This window comes from Bacillus sp. FSL M7-0791, from assembly GCF_038627085.1.
Taxonomy (GTDB): domain Bacteria; phylum Bacillota; class Bacilli; order Bacillales; family Bacillaceae; genus Bacillus; species Bacillus safensis.
Map to the genome: position 1 here is coordinate 1,100,431 of NZ_CP152022.1, position 16,972 is coordinate 1,117,402.

15 protein-coding genes and 1 other annotated feature are annotated in these 16,972 nt (G+C 39.1%); of the genes, 13 read left to right on the plus strand and 2 right to left on the minus strand.

Annotated features, from left to right (window positions below; all coding sequences use genetic code 11):
- Nucleotides 1–138: 138 nt before the first annotated feature.
- The 8 genes from MHI08_RS05500 to MHI08_RS05535 all read left to right on the plus strand — a co-directional run bounded on the left by MHI08_RS05500 (nt 139) and on the right by MHI08_RS05535 (nt 9,117).
- Nucleotides 139–1,119, plus strand: coding sequence for an ABC transporter ATP-binding protein (locus tag MHI08_RS05500; protein ID WP_025093401.1), 981 nt, complete (start codon nt 139–141; stop codon nt 1,117–1,119).
- Entirely contained in the window at nt 1,116–2,138 is a 1,023-nt protein-coding gene (locus MHI08_RS05505) for a dipeptide ABC transporter ATP-binding protein (RefSeq protein ID WP_024426487.1), read from the plus strand. Before MHI08_RS05500 ends, MHI08_RS05505 begins: the two co-directional genes overlap by 4 nt.
- A gap of 85 nt (nt 2,139–2,223) precedes the next feature.
- Nucleotides 2,224–3,858 carry a peptide-binding protein gene (locus MHI08_RS05510; protein WP_024425049.1) on the plus strand — a complete coding sequence of 545 codons (1,635 nt, stop codon included), beginning with the start codon at nt 2,224–2,226 and terminating at the stop codon, nt 3,856–3,858.
- Between the two features lie 228 nt (nt 3,859–4,086).
- Nucleotides 4,087–5,037, plus strand: coding sequence for an ABC transporter permease (locus tag MHI08_RS05515; RefSeq protein ID WP_024426486.1), 951 nt, complete (start codon nt 4,087–4,089; stop codon nt 5,035–5,037).
- A 33-nt stretch (nt 5,038–5,070) separates the two neighbouring features.
- On the plus strand, nt 5,071–5,970 hold the full coding sequence (gene opp4C / locus MHI08_RS05520) for an oligopeptide ABC transporter permease (protein ID WP_268415768.1): 900 nt from the start codon (nt 5,071–5,073) through the stop codon (nt 5,968–5,970).
- A 118-nt stretch (nt 5,971–6,088) separates the two neighbouring features.
- Nucleotides 6,089–6,841 (plus strand): class I SAM-dependent methyltransferase, encoded by a 753-nt coding sequence (locus MHI08_RS05525; protein ID WP_075622805.1) that lies wholly within the window; start codon nt 6,089–6,091, stop codon nt 6,839–6,841.
- Nucleotides 6,842–7,002: 161 nt separating this feature from the next.
- A complete protein-coding gene (locus tag MHI08_RS05530; protein ID WP_342500071.1) occupies nt 7,003–8,292 on the plus strand; it encodes an MFS transporter in 1,290 nt (429 codons plus the stop codon).
- Between the two features lie 72 nt (nt 8,293–8,364).
- On the plus strand, nt 8,365–9,117 hold the full coding sequence (locus MHI08_RS05535) for a YjbA family protein (RefSeq protein WP_024426484.1): 753 nt from the start codon (nt 8,365–8,367) through the stop codon (nt 9,115–9,117).
- A 35-nt stretch (nt 9,118–9,152) separates the two neighbouring features.
- Here MHI08_RS05535 and trpS read toward each other — a convergent pair whose 3' ends face one another.
- Together trpS and MHI08_RS05545 are read right to left on the minus strand one after the other, a co-directional pair.
- Nucleotides 9,153–10,148 (minus strand): tryptophan--tRNA ligase, encoded by a 996-nt coding sequence (gene trpS, locus MHI08_RS05540; protein ID WP_024425046.1) that lies wholly within the window; start codon nt 10,146–10,148, stop codon nt 9,153–9,155.
- A gap of 53 nt (nt 10,149–10,201) precedes the next feature.
- Nucleotides 10,202–10,422, minus strand: a binding site (T-box leader).
- 37 nt (nt 10,423–10,459) lie between these two features.
- Nucleotides 10,460–10,726 carry a DUF3899 domain-containing protein gene (locus MHI08_RS05545; RefSeq protein WP_247721819.1) on the minus strand — a complete coding sequence of 89 codons (267 nt, stop codon included), beginning with the start codon at nt 10,724–10,726 and terminating at the stop codon, nt 10,460–10,462.
- A gap of 449 nt (nt 10,727–11,175) precedes the next feature.
- On the opposite strand from MHI08_RS05545, the gene MHI08_RS05550 reads away from it, so the two are divergent.
- The 5 genes from MHI08_RS05550 to MHI08_RS05570 all read left to right on the plus strand — a co-directional run bounded on the left by MHI08_RS05550 (nt 11,176) and on the right by MHI08_RS05570 (nt 16,903).
- Nucleotides 11,176–12,834 carry a peptide ABC transporter substrate-binding protein gene (locus MHI08_RS05550; RefSeq protein ID WP_185854242.1) on the plus strand — a complete coding sequence of 553 codons (1,659 nt, stop codon included), beginning with the start codon at nt 11,176–11,178 and terminating at the stop codon, nt 12,832–12,834.
- Between the two features lie 109 nt (nt 12,835–12,943).
- On the plus strand, nt 12,944–13,873 hold the full coding sequence (gene opp3b / locus MHI08_RS05555) for an oligopeptide ABC transporter permease (protein ID WP_039177817.1): 930 nt from the start codon (nt 12,944–12,946) through the stop codon (nt 13,871–13,873).
- Nucleotides 13,873–14,901 carry an oligopeptide ABC transporter permease gene (gene opp3C / locus MHI08_RS05560; RefSeq protein WP_185854243.1) on the plus strand — a complete coding sequence of 343 codons (1,029 nt, stop codon included), beginning with the start codon at nt 13,873–13,875 and terminating at the stop codon, nt 14,899–14,901. Before opp3b ends, opp3C begins: the two co-directional genes overlap by 1 nt.
- Before the next feature lie 18 nt (nt 14,902–14,919).
- Nucleotides 14,920–15,981 carry an ABC transporter ATP-binding protein gene (locus tag MHI08_RS05565; protein WP_185854244.1) on the plus strand — a complete coding sequence of 354 codons (1,062 nt, stop codon included), beginning with the start codon at nt 14,920–14,922 and terminating at the stop codon, nt 15,979–15,981.
- Complete coding sequence (locus MHI08_RS05570) at nt 15,974–16,903, plus strand: ATP-binding cassette domain-containing protein (RefSeq protein ID WP_039177819.1); 930 nt, start codon at nt 15,974–15,976, stop codon at nt 16,901–16,903. The genes MHI08_RS05565 and MHI08_RS05570 overlap by 8 nt, the downstream gene beginning before the upstream one ends.
- The last annotated feature ends 69 nt before the right edge of the window (nt 16,904–16,972 follow it).

The window sequence follows — 16,972 nt, forward strand, 5'->3', positions numbered from 1 at the left end:
AGCGACATATTACAAATTTACTAAATACTTCTTGATTTCGTCATAACGATGTAATAATATACAAATAATTCTTTTTATTTTTAAAATACAGAATATTCAGGTTCTATTCTATTGATCTAAGGAGAAAGGGGCGAATGAATGAGCACGCTGCTTGAAGTGCAAAACTTAAAAACATATTTTTTTCGAAAAAAGGAACCGATACCTGCTGTGGATGGCGTTGATTTCAGCATCAACAGAGGAGAAACTGTCGCATTAGTCGGTGAGTCTGGGTCTGGCAAAAGCATTACGTCCTTATCCATTATGGGTCTGATTCATGGCACGGGCGGGAAAATTATGGACGGTTCCATCAAACTTGATGGAAAGGACCTTGTTACATATAGTGAAAAGGAATTATGCAGTATCCGTGGTAATGATGTATCTATGATCTTTCAGGAACCCATGACCTCACTTAATCCCGTCTTAACCATCGGAGAACAAATAACAGAAATCCTCATCTATCACAAAAAACTTTCAAAAAAAGAAGCGGTCAAAAAAGCGGTTGATCTGCTGAAGCTTGTTGGTTTTTCCCGCCCGGAGCAAATCATGAAAGATTATCCGCATCGTTTATCAGGCGGCATGCGGCAAAGAGTGATGATTGCCATAGCGCTAAGCTGTGATCCGAAGCTTCTCATTGCAGATGAACCGACAACTGCTCTGGATGTGACCATTCAAGCACAGGTACTCACTTTAATGAAAGATTTATGCTCTACCTTTGGTACATCTATTCTTCTTATCACACATGATTTAGGTGTCGTGTCTGAAGTGGCAGATCGAGTGATTGTCATGTACTGCGGACAGGTTGTTGAAAATGGGACTGTCGAAGAGTTGTTTGAACAGCCGCTTCATCCTTACACAGAAGGGCTGCTTGAATCGATTCCTGTCATTGACGGAGACATACAGCCGTTAACAGCCATCAAAGGAAATGTTCCTGCGCCAGATCAGCTTCCAGCCGGCTGTCGCTTTGCTCCTAGATGTCCGCAAGTGAAGGAACGCTGCCTTGGAGAACTGCCTAAGCTGAGAACATTTGAAGATGGCAGAAGCGTCAGATGTTTCTTATATGAGGAGGCAGACCACACATGACACTTGCTCAAAATCAAACACAAATAACAGACTTACCAGAGAAAGAAACGATCCTTGAACTGAAACAGATTCGAAAACATTTTCCGATTAAAGCGGGCGTCTTTCAGAAGAAAGTCGGTGCAGTGAAAGCTGTTGACGGCATAGACTTGAAGATTTATAAAGGTGAAACGTTAGGTATTGTCGGGGAGTCAGGATGCGGGAAATCCACACTAGGCCGGACAATGATTCGCCTATACGAACCAACCGACGGTCAAATCTTTTTTAAAGGGCAAGACATCACGCGCGTATCAGAATCAAAGCTAAGACAATCTACACGAAAAAACATCCAAATGGTTTTTCAAGATCCCTTTGCATCACTCAACCCTAGAAAAACACTTCGAAGCATCATCAAAGAACCCTACAAAACACATCACTTATATTCCTTAAAAGAAAGAAATGAAAAAGTAGAACAGCTTTTATCAAAGGTAGGTCTTCATCCAAGCTTTGCGAACCGCTATCCCCATGAATTTTCAGGCGGGCAGAGGCAGCGGATCGGCATCGCTCGTGCGCTTGCCATGAATCCCGACATGATCATCGCAGATGAGCCTGTATCAGCACTTGATGTATCTATTCAGGCGCAGGTTATTAATCTGATGGAGGAGCTTCAGGAGGAATTTGACCTTACCTATCTATTTATCTCTCACGATTTAAGTGTGGTCAGACATATTAGCGATAGAGTCGGCGTCATGTATCTCGGCAAAATGATGGAGCTTGCCGATAAGCACAGTCTGTACGATGAACCGCTCCATCCGTATACACAGGCTCTGCTTTCTTCCGTTCCTGTCACCCGTAAAAAAGGGCAGGTGAAAAGAGAACGCATTATGCTGCAAGGCGATCTGCCGAGTCCTGCAAATCCGCCAAAAGGCTGCGTATTTCACACAAGATGCCCGCATGCGAAAGAAATCTGTAAAGAAAAAGTACCAGCATTTCAAGAATTAAAAACGAACCACTTTGTTGCCTGCCACCTCTACAACGCTTGATCAAGCTTGTATGATCTCATCTTTGAGAGGGGGGATGAAACAGGATTCGGTCATTATTTTAAAAAAAGAATAGGGGGAATTGTCTATGAAAGGTAGAAATAGAAAGTCCATTCTGGTCAGTTTACTGCTGATTTTTACATTAATCCTTGCTGCTTGTTCTGGTGGAAATAAAACGTCTGGAGACAGTGAAAAGAAATCCACAGGTAAACCGGTACAAGGCGGCGATCTTGTCATCGGTTCAATTGCAGAGCCAACATTATTTAACTCGCTGTATTCTACAGATGTGGCAAGCTCTGATATTGAAGAGAGAATCTACAGCTTCTTACTTCAAACAGACGGAAAGCTCAACCCTCAGCTATCGCTGGCAGAGGATATTAAAGAATCTGATGACGGCAAGCAGTTTGATGTCACCATTAAAAAAGGTGTGAAGTTTCATGATGGTGAAGAACTGACTGCTGATGATGTTGTGTTTACATACAGCATACCAATCAATAAGGACTACAACGGGGAGCGCGGATCAGGCTTTGAAGTTTTAGAGTCTGTTAAAAAGACAGGGGACTACTCGATCGAATTCAAGCTCAATAAAAAAGATCCTTATTTTTATAATGTCACACTAGGAAGCTACGGTATTTTACCTAAGCATATTTTAGGTGATGTGCCTATAAAAGATCTCGGTGAAAACGAATTTAACCGAAAAAAACCAATCGGTTCAGGTCCATTTAAATTCGCAGAATGGAAAGAAGGAGACTACGTCAAACTAGAAGCCTTTGACGATTATTGGGATGGACGTCCTTACCTTGATACTGTCACAATTAAAACCATTCCTGATCAGAATGCAGCGATTGCCCAGCTGTCAGCAGGAGATATTGATTTCTTTGCTGTACCAGGATCCGAGCTGCAAACAGCTGAAAAAGTGAGCAACATTAAAATCGAATCTGATCTAGGACTCAATTATTCATACATTGGCTGGAACCAGAAAAATGAACTCTTTAAAAGTAAAAAGGTCCGCCAAGCGCTGACACATGCCATTGATCGTCAAACGATTGTTGACCAAGTGCTAGATGGAGACGGCAAAGTAGCCAATATTCCAGAAAGTCCGCTGTCCTGGAACTATCCAAAGGATGAAAATGTTCCAGTGTTTGAGTTTGATCAAGAAAAAGCGAAAAAGATGCTGAAAGAAGAGGGCTGGGAGGATACAGATGGAGACGGCTATCTTGATAAGGATGGCAAGAAATTCTCCTTTGTCATAAAGACCAACCAAGGAAATAAAGTTCGTGAAGATATCGCTGTCGTTGTCCAGCAGCAGCTCAAAGAAATCGGTGTGGAAGCGAAGCCGCAAATTGTGGAATTCAGTGCACTCATTGAGCAGACGACACCGCCTAAGTGGGATTATGATGCGCTGCTGCTCGGCTGGAGCCTTGCGACATTCCCTGATCAATTCAGCATATTCCACTCAAGCCAGTCAGAAAAAGGTTTAAATAACATCTGGTATAAAAATAAAGAGGTCGATAAGCTGTTAGTTGATGCTAAAAACTTAAGCGATCGAAAAGATTATTCAAAGGCATATGAAAAAATTTATAAACTGATTGCAGAGGATCAGCCGTACACGTTCCTTTACTATGCTAACTCACATCGTGCTATGCCATCTAATCTCCAAGGCTACTCTTACCACCCGAAAGATGAATATTACAAAATCGAAAAATGGTGGCTTGAACAGTAGGCTGATAGTGAAGAAGGGGGGGATTCTCCCCTTTCACCGTGAGAACAATCTCTTGCATTCGGTGTCAGTTCTCTGCGTGGGTGCTAAAAGATCACTTCGTTCGCTCCGCATCAGCACGAGAATTCAAGGGTTTTCATATCACGCTGAAAAGAAGACAAAGGGCTAAAATACCATCATTTTGGCCTTTTTTTTACAGATTGGCGATCCGATGAAAAAGGAGTTGTGCATATGGTTACATATATCATTAGAAGGACATTACTCTCCATTCCCATTTTATTAGGGATTACCATCTTGTCCTTTGCCATTATGAAAGCAGCACCAGGCGATCCGATGTCACTCATGATGGACCCTACCATTAGTGCGGCAGACCGGGAAGCCTTTATTGACAAGTACGGCTTGAACGATCCTGAATATGTGCAATATATGAAATGGCTTGGCAATATGCTTCAAGGTGACTTTGGCACATCCATTGTCAAAAAGGGAACACCCGTGGCTGATTTGATTTTTGCCCGGCTGCCAAATACCCTCATCCTCATGATCTTTTCTACATTAGTTGCCCTGCTGATCGCCATTCCATTTGGTGTCCTTTCAGCAAAACGTCCATATACAAAGCTTGACTATGGCATTACGGTTACATCTTTTATCGGACTGGCTATTCCAAACTTTTGGTTTGGTCTCATCCTCATTATGGTTTTATCGGTGAACCTGGGTTGGTTTCCAACTGGCGGAGTATCTACCTTGAATGCCGATTTTAATGTGTTAGACCGGCTCCATCATATCATTTTACCTGCCTTTGTTTTAGCAACTGCTGATATGGCAGGGCTGACCCGGTACACAAGGTCGAGTATGCTTGATGTGATGAGGCAGGATTACATTCGCACAGCAAGAGCGAAAGGCTTTAGAGAAAACAAAGTCATTTTTAAGCATGGTTTAAGAAACGGTCTTATGCCTGTCATAACGATTTTCGGATTAATGATACCATCTTTTATTGGCGGCGCAGTCGTGGTGGAACAAATCTTCACCTGGCCTGGACTTGGAAAGCTGTTCATTGATTCTGCCTTTTCGAGAGATTATCCGGTCATTATGGCGATGACCGTTATTTCCGCAGTGCTTGTGGTGGTTGGAAATTTAATAGCGGATATTTTATATGCGATCGTTGATCCGCGTATTGAATATTAGAAGGGAGCTGAAGCACAATTGGCACAGCCTAATATGGGAACACCTCCTGTTGATATCAAATTAAAGGAGGGCCTTCAACCAAAGCCTGAGACGATGCTGCGTTTGTTTTGCGAGAAATTTTTCAAAAATAAATTGGCGGTTGCCGGCTCCGTGATCTTATTGGTCATTATTTTTTCTGCCATTTTCGCTCCAGTGATCGCTCCATATGCACCAGAGCATCAAGATTTATTGAAGCGGCTCCAGCCGCCAAGTGCTGAGCATTTTATGGGCACAGACAAGTTTGGCCGTGATATTTTCTCAAGGGTGCTATATGGCGCGCGCGTTTCTTTATTGGTTGGTTTCGTCTCAGTGGTCGGTGCAATCACCATTGGCACTGTCGTTGGCGCGGTCGCGGGGTATTTCAAAGGGGTTGTTGATTCCTTGTTAATGAGATTTGTGGATGTCGTCTTGTCGATTCCAGACATTTTTCTATTGATCACGCTCGTCACCATTTTCAAACCGGGAATTGATAAATTGATCCTAATCTTTGCTTTGACAGGCTGGACAACAACCGCCAGGCTCATACGCAGTGAATTCTTATCACTTCGAACAAGAGAATTCGTCCTCGCGGCGAGAACCATTGGAACGAAAAATCATGTCATCATCTTTTCGCATATTTTACCGAACTGTATCGGTCCTATTATTGTATCAGCTACATTAAAAGTAGGCTCCGTCATTTTAGCTGAATCAACGCTCAGCTACCTTGGCTTTGGTATTCAGCCGCCAACGGCAAGCTGGGGCAACATGCTGCAAGATGCACAAAATTTCTCGATTATGGTGCAAGCGTGGTGGTACCCGCTTTTCCCAGGTTTACTCATTTTGCTGACTGTTTTATGCTTTAATTTTTTAGGAGATGGGCTGAGAGATGCGCTTGATCCTAAAAAGCTGAAGTGAATATCAATACTTAAGTATTGAAAATATGTATTTTTATAACAAAAAAGGTTGATAAAGGTATTTTAATATGATACCATAGATTTACAATAAATAAAGAGATTGAGAGGAGAGCTCCTAATTGTCTGCTAAAGTGGAAACACCAATTTCAGATGAAGGCACTGATTTCTTTGGTGCTCAGTATAAAGAGATTTACTCACATCTTTTATCTCGTAATGTCGATGTAGAAATTGATTTCATCCGAAGAAAAATCCTTCAAACTTATGATCATCCGCACATATTAGATTTTTGTTGCGGGCATGGAAGACATCTCCTTAAACTTTGGCAAGAAGGATATCAGGTAGATGGACTAGATCTCAATCAGGATTTTTTGGGGCATATTGAAGAAGTTTCAAATCACAGAGTGACAACTTTTTTAGCAGATGGAAGAGACTTTCAACCTCCTAGAACGTATGATGTTGTGCTTAATATGGAAACGTCCATTGTCTATATGTCAGATGAGGAAAACATGAAAATGCTTAAAACCATGTATGCATGTTTAAAAGAAGGAGGAACTTTTCTTCTCCATCTTGCAAACAGAGAATTTATAGTAAAATATTTCCATCCACTTATTTGGTTTGGTGACGAAGAGACAGGCTATGCTTTAGAAAGAAGACAGTTAGACATTGTAAACAGCACCATTAAGATAGACCAAACAAGAATAGTGAATGACAAAACAACTAAACATGTTATTAAGATGAGGTTATACAGTGTCTCAGAAATCACAAATATGTTAAAAGATATTGGTTTTATCGTCCAACAAATTTATGGAGATTTTGAAGGAAATCCTTATACCGTAGAAGCTCACAACACGATACTTTTATGCACTAAATAAAGCATTAAAGGGGGTGAGTCATATGAAAACAAACGTCATCATCATCGTACCAAGATAACTGTCTATAGAAAACAAATCATTTATATTTATTTTGTAAAGTGCGTGTGAAAGAACACGCACTTTCTTACGTAAATAATTCAATAGAAGAGAATATAGAGAGGTTGATTTTATTGATCGCTATCCTGAAACAGCCGCGATTTTTAACCTTTTGTTTAGCGCAACTGATTTCCCGTTTTGGGGACGGTCTGACCACTATTGTCATCCTTTACATTGTTGGAACCACTTCTGATGACCCTTTATTAATTGGATTCGTCTTGTTTTGTCAATATTCACCTATGTTTTTTTTCGGATTAATAGGTGGTGTTGCGGCAGACCATTTTAAAAAACATCATATCATGATAGCTGCCGATTTATTTCGAGCTCTCATATTAATAGGAATGATCTTTAGTATAAACCAACCAGTTTATGTCATTATGCTTGTTTTTTTATCAGGTATAGGAAGTGCTTTCTTTTATCCAGCGCGTTCCTCTTATATCCCGGTTGTAGTAGGGGAGAAAAATATTACAGAGGCAATGGGCGTTTCACAAAGTATTTATTCTGTTATGCAAATTGCCGGACCTGGTATAGCAGGGCTGTTGCTTCTTTTTTTCTCTCCAACTATACTGCTTATGATCGATATTCTTTCTTATAGTCTATCCGCATGTTTGATTTTGTTAACGGCTGTACTTGTGAAAAAGAAAAATAAAAAAGAAGAAGAGATTTCCTCATCATCTTCTAAAGAAAAACAATGGACGGCGATCAAACTAGGATTAAAGGTTGTATTTCAATCAGCTCCGCTTGCCTTTTTAATCATTTTATTAACACAAGTCATGTTTATCGCTGGTATTTTTAACACAACATCAAACTCCATTTTGCTGCACGAATTTCAAGTCACAGGATTTCATTTCGGAATGATTGAAGCATTTTCAGGGATCGGTGCTGTTATTGGTTCCATTTTAGGTCCATATTTGTTAGGTAAATTAAAACCAGGCTATATCTTAATCACCACGACGATCTTTATGGGGCTTTGGATGACGGCCATCATCCCGATCGAGTTTTTTGAAACATTATTTGGATTATTCCCAGTCTATCTTTGGATGTTCGGTATAGGATTAATGAACGCTTTTTTGAATGTACCGATTAGCAGTTTATTTCTTGGGCTGACCCCAAATGCCTATAGAGGACGTGCGATGTCCATTTTACAAATGTTCTCCAATTTTGGTGTCATTCTCGGGTTAATCATCGCCGGTATTTTTTCTAAATATATTGGTGTTATATGGATTACTGCCATTTCCGGCGGAGTATTGCTTGCTATCAGTTTATTGTCAATGAGGATGAATGGTTTTGCGGCCTTATTAAATGTAACGAAAAAAAATAAAGACACTTCAACTGCAACACAGCTTGAAGTTTAATAAAGTTGGAATAATTTCTCTATCCCTTGCCCATACTGTGGACAACAGTTTTTATAAAGTGAGGGATTGGTTATGTTATTTCTTCATGACGTATGGGTGAATTGGTTTGAAGGGGAAGAAAATGGCTACAATGTGTGTCATTTTCATGAGTGGCGTAAGGAGGACAGCGTTGAACTGTTAGATCAAGTGCCTTTACTTAAGGTGCAGAGCCCTTTGTTTGATTACATAGAGAATGATCTTTCAGAGCTGCCGAAGACACTGCTAGAGTCTGTATTTGAGAAATCCTATATTCGAAAAAATCATGAACGCCGTAAATTAGAGTATTGCTTTGTGGTCACAGACGGCATTCGAATTATTGCTGTAGATACGATTGGGTATTCCATACCTGTGAGAAAGAGCCGCTTGATCCCAAGGCAGGAGCAATTGGTCTATGAAATGGTGAAAGATGTGAAGGCAGAGGAATATGAATTTTCTAAAGACAGCCTTGAATCGACGAAAGAGTATCACATTCTATCACTGCCGCCGCAGCATATCAGCGGATTAACGAGAAAAGAAAGACAGCTGAAACAGCTGATGTTTATGGCGCTCGATCAATTAAAAGGGCTCAAAAACAGGGCGGAGATTGCGTATTGGTATACGGAATGGAACCCGCGCATGTACAACCAAATCAAACGAATGTCTTTCGAAGAGATTTGGAACATGCTTTACAATGAAACGATTGATGGGTGGTCAGAGAATCATTTAGCCTTCTGTGAAAAAATGATTAAAGGACAGCCTTTTTTCGAAAAGCTTTGGGAAATGGAAAACGAATCAAAAGTAAATTAGAAAAAGCTTGCAGCGAGTCGTGCTGCAAGCTTTTTTTATTTGCGTTTTCTGCCAAGACCCATCGCATTCTCCATTTTTTTCAGCATTTTGTTTGCTGCGCGGTTTGCTTTTTCAGCACCTTCGTCTAGAATACGGTCAAGCTCGTCTGATTCAATGAGTTCATAGTATCGATCTTGAATTGGTTTTAAAGCATCAACGACAACGTTCGCAAGATCTCCTTTAAACTCACCATATCCTTTGCCTTCGTACTTTTGCTCCAGCTCTGCAATGGATATGTTGCCTAATACAGAGTAAATCGTCAGCAAGTTGGCAATACCAGGCTTGTTCTCTTTGTCATACTTGACGATGCCTTCTGAATCCGTCACAGCACTTTTAATTTTCTTTTCAAGCTGCTTTGGTTCATCTAATAAGGTAATGAAAGATTTTTGGTTCGGATCGGATTTGCTCATTTTTTTCGTTGGATCTGTTAAAGACATAATCCGCGCGCCTTCTTTTGGAATTTTCACTTCAGGCACAGTGAAGATGTCATTGTACTTTCGGTTAAAGCGTTCAGCGAGCGTTCTAGTCAATTCAAGATGCTGCTTTTGGTCTTCTCCAACAGGGACTAAATCAGTACCATATAATAAGATATCGCCAGCCATTAATGGGGGATACGTTAATAGGCCTGAAACAACTGCTTCTTTACCAGCGGATTTGTCCTTAAATTGGGTCATTCTTTCTAATTCCCCAATATAAGCAACACATTGAAGCATCCATCCTGCCTGGGCGTGAGCAGGTACCTCTGATTGGATAAACAATGTCGCTTTCTCTGGATCAAGACCAACAGCTAAATAAAGAGCTGCTAAGCTTCTAATATTTTGACGGAGAGCTAATCGGTCCTGACTCACTGTAATCGCATGTTGATCGACAACACAAAAATAGCCATTATAGTCATGCTGCAAATCGACAAATTGCTTCATTGCTCCAATATAGTTCCCTAATGTGACAGAACCGCTCGGCTGAATGCCTGAAAAAATTGTCTTCTTTGTCATACTAAAACCTCTTTTCTTCAATATAAAAAGGCCCACCCATCACTTTTCAACAGAAAAGGGACGAATGAACCGTGGTACCACCCTTGTTATTTCACATAGAAATCACTCAAGACGTTGATAACGGAGACTGCTCCGTCTAAGCCTACTCACTTTTTTAGAAGTGTTCGGTTAGCTGCTCCAAAGCCCATTCCATACATGCCATTATCTGCTCACACCGGCCGCAGACTCTCTGTAAATGGTGAATATATGTACTCTTCTTTTTCATCGCAACAATATAATTTAATCCATTATAAATAAGCAAAAATCAAATGTCAAAGCCTATAATAAATGAAGAGCAGAATAAACATTTCAATTAGTAAGCTAAGACCTAATATTTTCATGGAGGAAAAATTGCTTTGGAATGATGATGATAAATGTTTGTTTACATCATCGTCAATAGTGCCCTTTTGCTTATTTAATGAATCAAATACTTTTCGAAAGCTGTAAGCTGTTTGATCAAAAAATCCACTTTTTAAAGTGATTAACGATAACCATACTAGCAAAGTTGCCGATGCTAAATAAAAAGTGATGTTAATCATGCTTAACAGAGAGATGTGCCCATAAAAAATGAAACTTAAAATGAATACAAGGCAATTAGAACTAATTAAAAGAATAAAAAATTTGATAACAATCACTCCTGTGCATTAAAACTTTACTGTACTAAAATAGCAATAAAAATGTTTAATTCAAGACTTTCACTATATAAGAAAAACGAAACAAGGAATTAAGCAGTTGTTTTAACAAAATTCTTGATATTAGTTTACAATGAATCATGAAGATTGCCAATTGTATAGACAGGATTACTTCTGATTAGGTATTTAAGATCACAAAACGAAAGGAAAATACCCAATTTGTTTCAATTTTTTAATAAATTTATTAAAAAATAATCGAAATATGAAAATTTTCTTAAAAAAATGAATGCACAATTACTTATTTGCTAGTATAATAGTTCCTGTAGTTCATTTATGAAGGGGAGGTCAACAACTAGATGAAAAAGTCTAAATTTTCACTGCTTTTAGTTTTTTTATTGGTGCTGACTATTTTTGTATCTGCATGTTCAGGTAAACAAAGTAGCGACAAGGGCACTGCATCCAAAGATTCAAAACAAGAGGCTACAATTTTAGAATCACAGGAAATGCCTGCAATGGATACAATCCAAGCAAGTGATACAATTAGTTTCACAACGATGAATAACGTTTTTGAAGGTTTGTATCGATTCAACGATAAAGAAGAATTAGTACCTGGTATGGCGGATGGCGAACCAGTTGCTAACAAAGATAAAACAGTTTATAACATTAAACTGAAAGATGCAAAATGGTCTAATGGTGATCCAGTTAAAGCACAAGATTTCGTTTATGCTTGGCAACGTGCTTTAGATCCAGAACAAAAGTCTGAGTATGGCCCATATATGATGGTTGGTAAAATCAAAAATGCTGATAAGGTCTACAACAAAAAAGCAAAGCCTGACGAACTAGGAATTAAAGCTGTAAGTGATAAAGAATTGCAAATTACACTTGAAAAACCAATTCCTTACTTCCAATCTCTGCTTTCATTCCCAACTTTCTATCCAGTGAATGAAAAGTTCGTTAAAGAACAAGGCGATAAATATGCGAAGACTGCAAAAAATCTTGTATACAATGGCCCTTATGAACTTTCTTCTTGGGATGGACCACAAGCAACTACTTGGGAATACAAAAAGAATGAAAAATATTGGGACAAAAAGAACGTCTCTATGACAAAACTTACTTTTAAAGTATCTAAAGATCCACAGGCAGCTGTTAACGCATTCGAAGCTGGAGAAGCTGATATTACACCTAAATTATCAACACCTGCTATCATCTCTCAATACGAAGGTGATAAGCGAATGAAAAGATTACTAGAGCCTACTGTGTTCTGGTTGAAAATGAACCAAGGGAATAAATCTCTAAAGAATGAAAACATTCGTCGTGCAATTGCAACAGCAATTGACAAAGAAGCGTTTGTAAAAGATGTATTGCAGAATGGTTCTGTTGCTGCTTACTATCAAATTCCAAAAGACTTTGTACATGATGAAAACGGAAAAGACTTCCGCGATGGAATGCCTAAATACTTAGAAACAAATAAAGACGAAGCTAAGAAACTTTTTGAAAAAGGTCTAAAAGAATTAGGAACGTCTAAAGTAACGCTTAATTACTTAGGTGATGATTCTGAGACAGCTAAAACAATCGGAGCTTTCATTAAAGATCAGCTTGAGAAAACTTTACCTGGCTTAGATATCAATATTCAAAGTGTTCCTTTCGCTACTCGTATTGATCGAGATAAGAAAGAGGATTACGATCTACAGATGGCTGGATGGGGTCCTGATTATCTTGATCCAATCACATTCTCTGACTTGTTTATCACTGGTGGCGGAAACAACCACATGGGATACTCAGATAAGAAATATGATCAGCTGTTAAAAGATGCATCTGGCAAATTAGCTGCTAAGCCTGAAGAACGCTGGAAAGCTTTACAAGAAGCTGAAAAAGTATTACTACAAGATGACGCAGCACTTTCACCAATTTATCAGAGAGCAACTAACTATTTGATTAATGATAAAGTTAAAGGGTTTGTCATTCACAAGGTTGGACCAGAATTCAGCTACAAATGGATGAAAATTGAAGGATAATTAACAATCTTATAGAAAAGAGAGTGTATTCTCTGAATATACTCTCTTTTTCACTGAAAGAAATATGTCGAAATATACAGAAAAGTCAGTTTTATCAGGAGGTGCAAGTATGCTGAAATACTTAATTAGACGGGTTGGCTTCATGGTCGTTACCCTCTTCATCATTGTTTCAATCACTTTTTTCTTAATGAAACTCATTCCGGGTTCTCCTTTTGTTAATGCACAAAAGTTGTCAGAAGCCCAACAAGCTGTACTTAATGCAAAATATGGGCTAGATCAGCCTATCCCAGTTCAATACTTTCATTACTTGATTAATACATTCACAGGGGATTTAGGTGTTTCATTCCAATTCAACAATACCTCCGTAACAGAACTTCTTTCATACCGAGTAGGACCATCTGCTGTCCTAGGCCTTCAAGCGATTATTATAGGAACGATTGTTGGTATCTTCTTGGGAGTAGTTGGAGCTTTAAGGCAGAACACATGGGTGGATTACTCTGCTACTTTCTTGGCAGTTATCGGTAAATCAATACCGAGTTTTGTATTCGCGGGATTACTTCAATACTATATTGCGGTGAAATTGGGTTTATTACCAACTCAATTCTGGAATGGATTTGAGTATACAATTTTGCCTACAATCGCATTAGCAATGTTTCCTATTTCCATTTGTGCTCGTTTTATGCGAACAGAAATGGTTGAAGTTCTTGAGACTGACTATATTTTGCTGGCAAAGGCAAAAGGGGCAGGCTATTTTGAAATAGCATTTAAGCATGCAATGAGAAATGCTTTGATCCCTGTTGTGACAGTTCTTGGTCCACTTACTGTTAGTTTAATGACGGGATCTCTCGTAATCGAAAAAATCTTCTCGATTCCTGGAATTGGTGAGCAATTTGTTAAAGCAATTACTGTAAATGACTATCCAGTTATTATGGGAACAACAATTTTATTCGCCGTTCTTTTTGTTGTGGTTGTATTTATTGTCGATATTTTATATGGAATTATCGATCCGAGAATTCGTGTAGCAGGGGGTAACAAATGATGAAACAGCAAGAAGAAAATATTGATAAAAGTCTATTTGAGCCCGCTGGTGTTGATACATTTTCTGCTGAAAAAATTGAGAAACCTAGTCTAAATTATTGGCAAGATGCATGGCTTAGAATCAAAAAGAATAAAGCCGCAGTTGTAAGTTTGGTGATTTTATTTTTAATTGTATTGATGGCTATAGTCGGACCTTTAATTAGTGGTAAAGATTTTAGTACTCAGACAACGTCTGAAGCGAACCTGCCACCTCGAATCCAAGGATTAGAGCATGTTAGCTTCCTTCCATTTACTGGGGAAAGAACGCTGAAAAATGGTGACGTGGTTAATCCTTATGAACAAAAAGGAATTGATCATTATTACTGGTTCGGTACAGATAATCTTGGAAGAGATCTATTTACACGTGTGTGGAAAGGAACTCAAATCTCACTGCTTATTGCTGTTGTTGCAGCTGTGATCGATTTAATCATTGGTGTTGCTTATGGTGCTATTTCTGGTTATTTTGGCGGGAAAATTGATAATGCGATGCAACGTGTTTTAGAGGTTCTAATGGGTATTCCCAACTTGATCGTTGTCATATTAATGATTCTCGTCTTAAAGCCAGGGATTATTCCAATTATTATTGCTCTAAGTATTACCGGTTGGATCAGTATGGCCAGGGTTGTACGAGCCCAAGTCATGAAGCTGAAAGAACAGGAATATGTACTAGCCGCTAGAACTCTGGGGTTAAGCAACTTTAAAATTATCTTTAAACACATGTTACCTAACTTAACAGGTGTGATGATTATTAATACAATGTTCACCATCCCTAGTGCAATTTTCTTCGAAGCTTTCTTAAGCTTTATTGGTTTAGGTCTCCAAGAGCCACAAGCTTCACTAGGGACGTTAATTGAAGATGGATTTAAATCAATGATCGCTTTCCCATATCAGATGGTTTATCCAGCAATTATCATTAGTGTTATCATGATCGTCTTTAACCTTGTTGCCGACGGTGTGAGAGATGCACTTGATCCAAAAATGAAAGATTAGTACGGGACGGTGATGATGATGAATAAACAAGAAACCATTCTAACAGTAAATGACTTAAATATCTCATTTCACACGTTCGCTGGTGAAGTCAAGGCGATAAGAGGTGTGAATTTTGATCTGAAAAAAGGTGAGACACTTGCCATTGTAGGAGAATCAGGTTCAGGAAAATCAGTTACTTCAAAATCAATCATGGGGCTGCTTCCTAAATCTAACTCTGAAGTGAAAAAAGGCGAGATTTTGTTTCAAGATAAAGATTTAACAAAACTTACTGATAAGCAAATGCAAAAAATACGTGGAAAAGATATTGCAATGGTCTTTCAAGATCCTATGACATCGTTGAATCCTACAATGACAATCGGCAAACAAATTATAGAACCGATCTTAAAACATCAAAATGCTAGTAAAGAAGAGGCTAAAAAAAGGGCCCTTGAATTGCTGAGTCTTGTAGGCATCCCAAATCCTGAACAAAGATTTAAACAATATCCTCATCAATTTTCTGGAGGGATGAGACAAAGGGTTGTGGTGGCAATTGCACTTGCTTGTAATCCGAAAATATTAATTGCTGATGAGCCAACTACAGCGTTAGACGTAACAATTCAGGCTCAAATTTTAGAACTGATGAAGGACCTTCAAAAGAAAATTGAAACATCAATTATCTTTATTACGCATGATTTAGGTGTCGTTGCGAATGTGGCAGATCGTGTAGCGGTAATGTATGGTGGTCAAATTGTTGAAATTGGGACAGTAGATGAGATTTTCTATAACCCGAAACATCCTTATACGTGGGGGTTATTAAGTTCGATGCCAAGCCTGGACACAAAAGAGGAGAAATTATTCGCAATTCCTGGAACGCCTCCGGATTTGCTAAACCCTCCAAAAGGCGATCCATTTGCCGCTAGAAATCAATATGCAATGAAAATCGATTTCGAACAACAACCGCCTTTATATCAAGTGTCAGAAACGCATTATGCAGCGACATGGCTTTTACATCCCAACGCACCTAAAGTAGAACCTCCTGAATCAATTAAGCAAAGGATGCGACAATTTAAAGCGCAAAAAGGGGGGAATCACATTGAGTGAAAAAGATGTTATTTTACAAGTGAAAAATCTTAAACAATATTTTAATGTGGGTAAACCAAATGAAGTAAAAGCTGTTGATGATGTTAGCTTTGACATATATAGAGGAGAAACATTGGGGCTAGTAGGTGAGTCTGGCTGTGGAAAGTCAACTACGGGCAGAACCATTATTCGATTATATAATGCAACAGGTGGAGAGGTTATTTTTAATGGACAGAATGTTCATGATAAAAAATCGACCACTGATCTTAAGCAATTTAATCGTAAGATGCAAATGATCTTTCAGGATCCATATGCTTCCCTCAACCCAAGAATGAAAGTTGAGGACATCATTGCAGAGGGCATCGACATTCATGGCCTTGCAAAAACAAAACAGGCGCGTAAAGAGCGTGTGTACCAATTACTTGAAACTGTTGGCTTGAACAAAGAGCATGCGAACAGATACCCGCATGAATTCTCAGGCGGTCAAAGACAGCGTATCGGAATTGCACGTGCATTAGCAGTAGAGCCGGATTTCATCATCGCCGATGAACCAATCTCTGCATTAGACGTGTCGATCCAAGCGCAGGTCGTCAATTTATTGAAAGAGCTTCAAGAGGAAAAAGGTTTAACGTACTTATTCATTGCCCATGACTTGTCCATGGTAAAATACATCAGCGATCGTATCGGCGTGATGTATTTCGGAAAATTGGTTGAACTGGCACCAGCGAATGAATTATACGAAAACCCGCTTCATCCATATACAAAATCATTGCTGTCTGCGATTCCGCTTCCAGATCCTGATTATGAGCGTAACCGCAAACGAATCAAGTATGATCCATCTGTTCACAAAGGAACAAACACCGAGTTCCGTGAAGTGAAGCCAGGTCACTTTGTGAGCTGCACAGAGGAAGAATTCAAAGAGCTACAGGCGAAACAATCATAAGAAGGAAGAAGCACTGCTAAGTCAGTGCTTCTTTTTTTATTTTACAAAAAAACAAGATGATGGTAATTT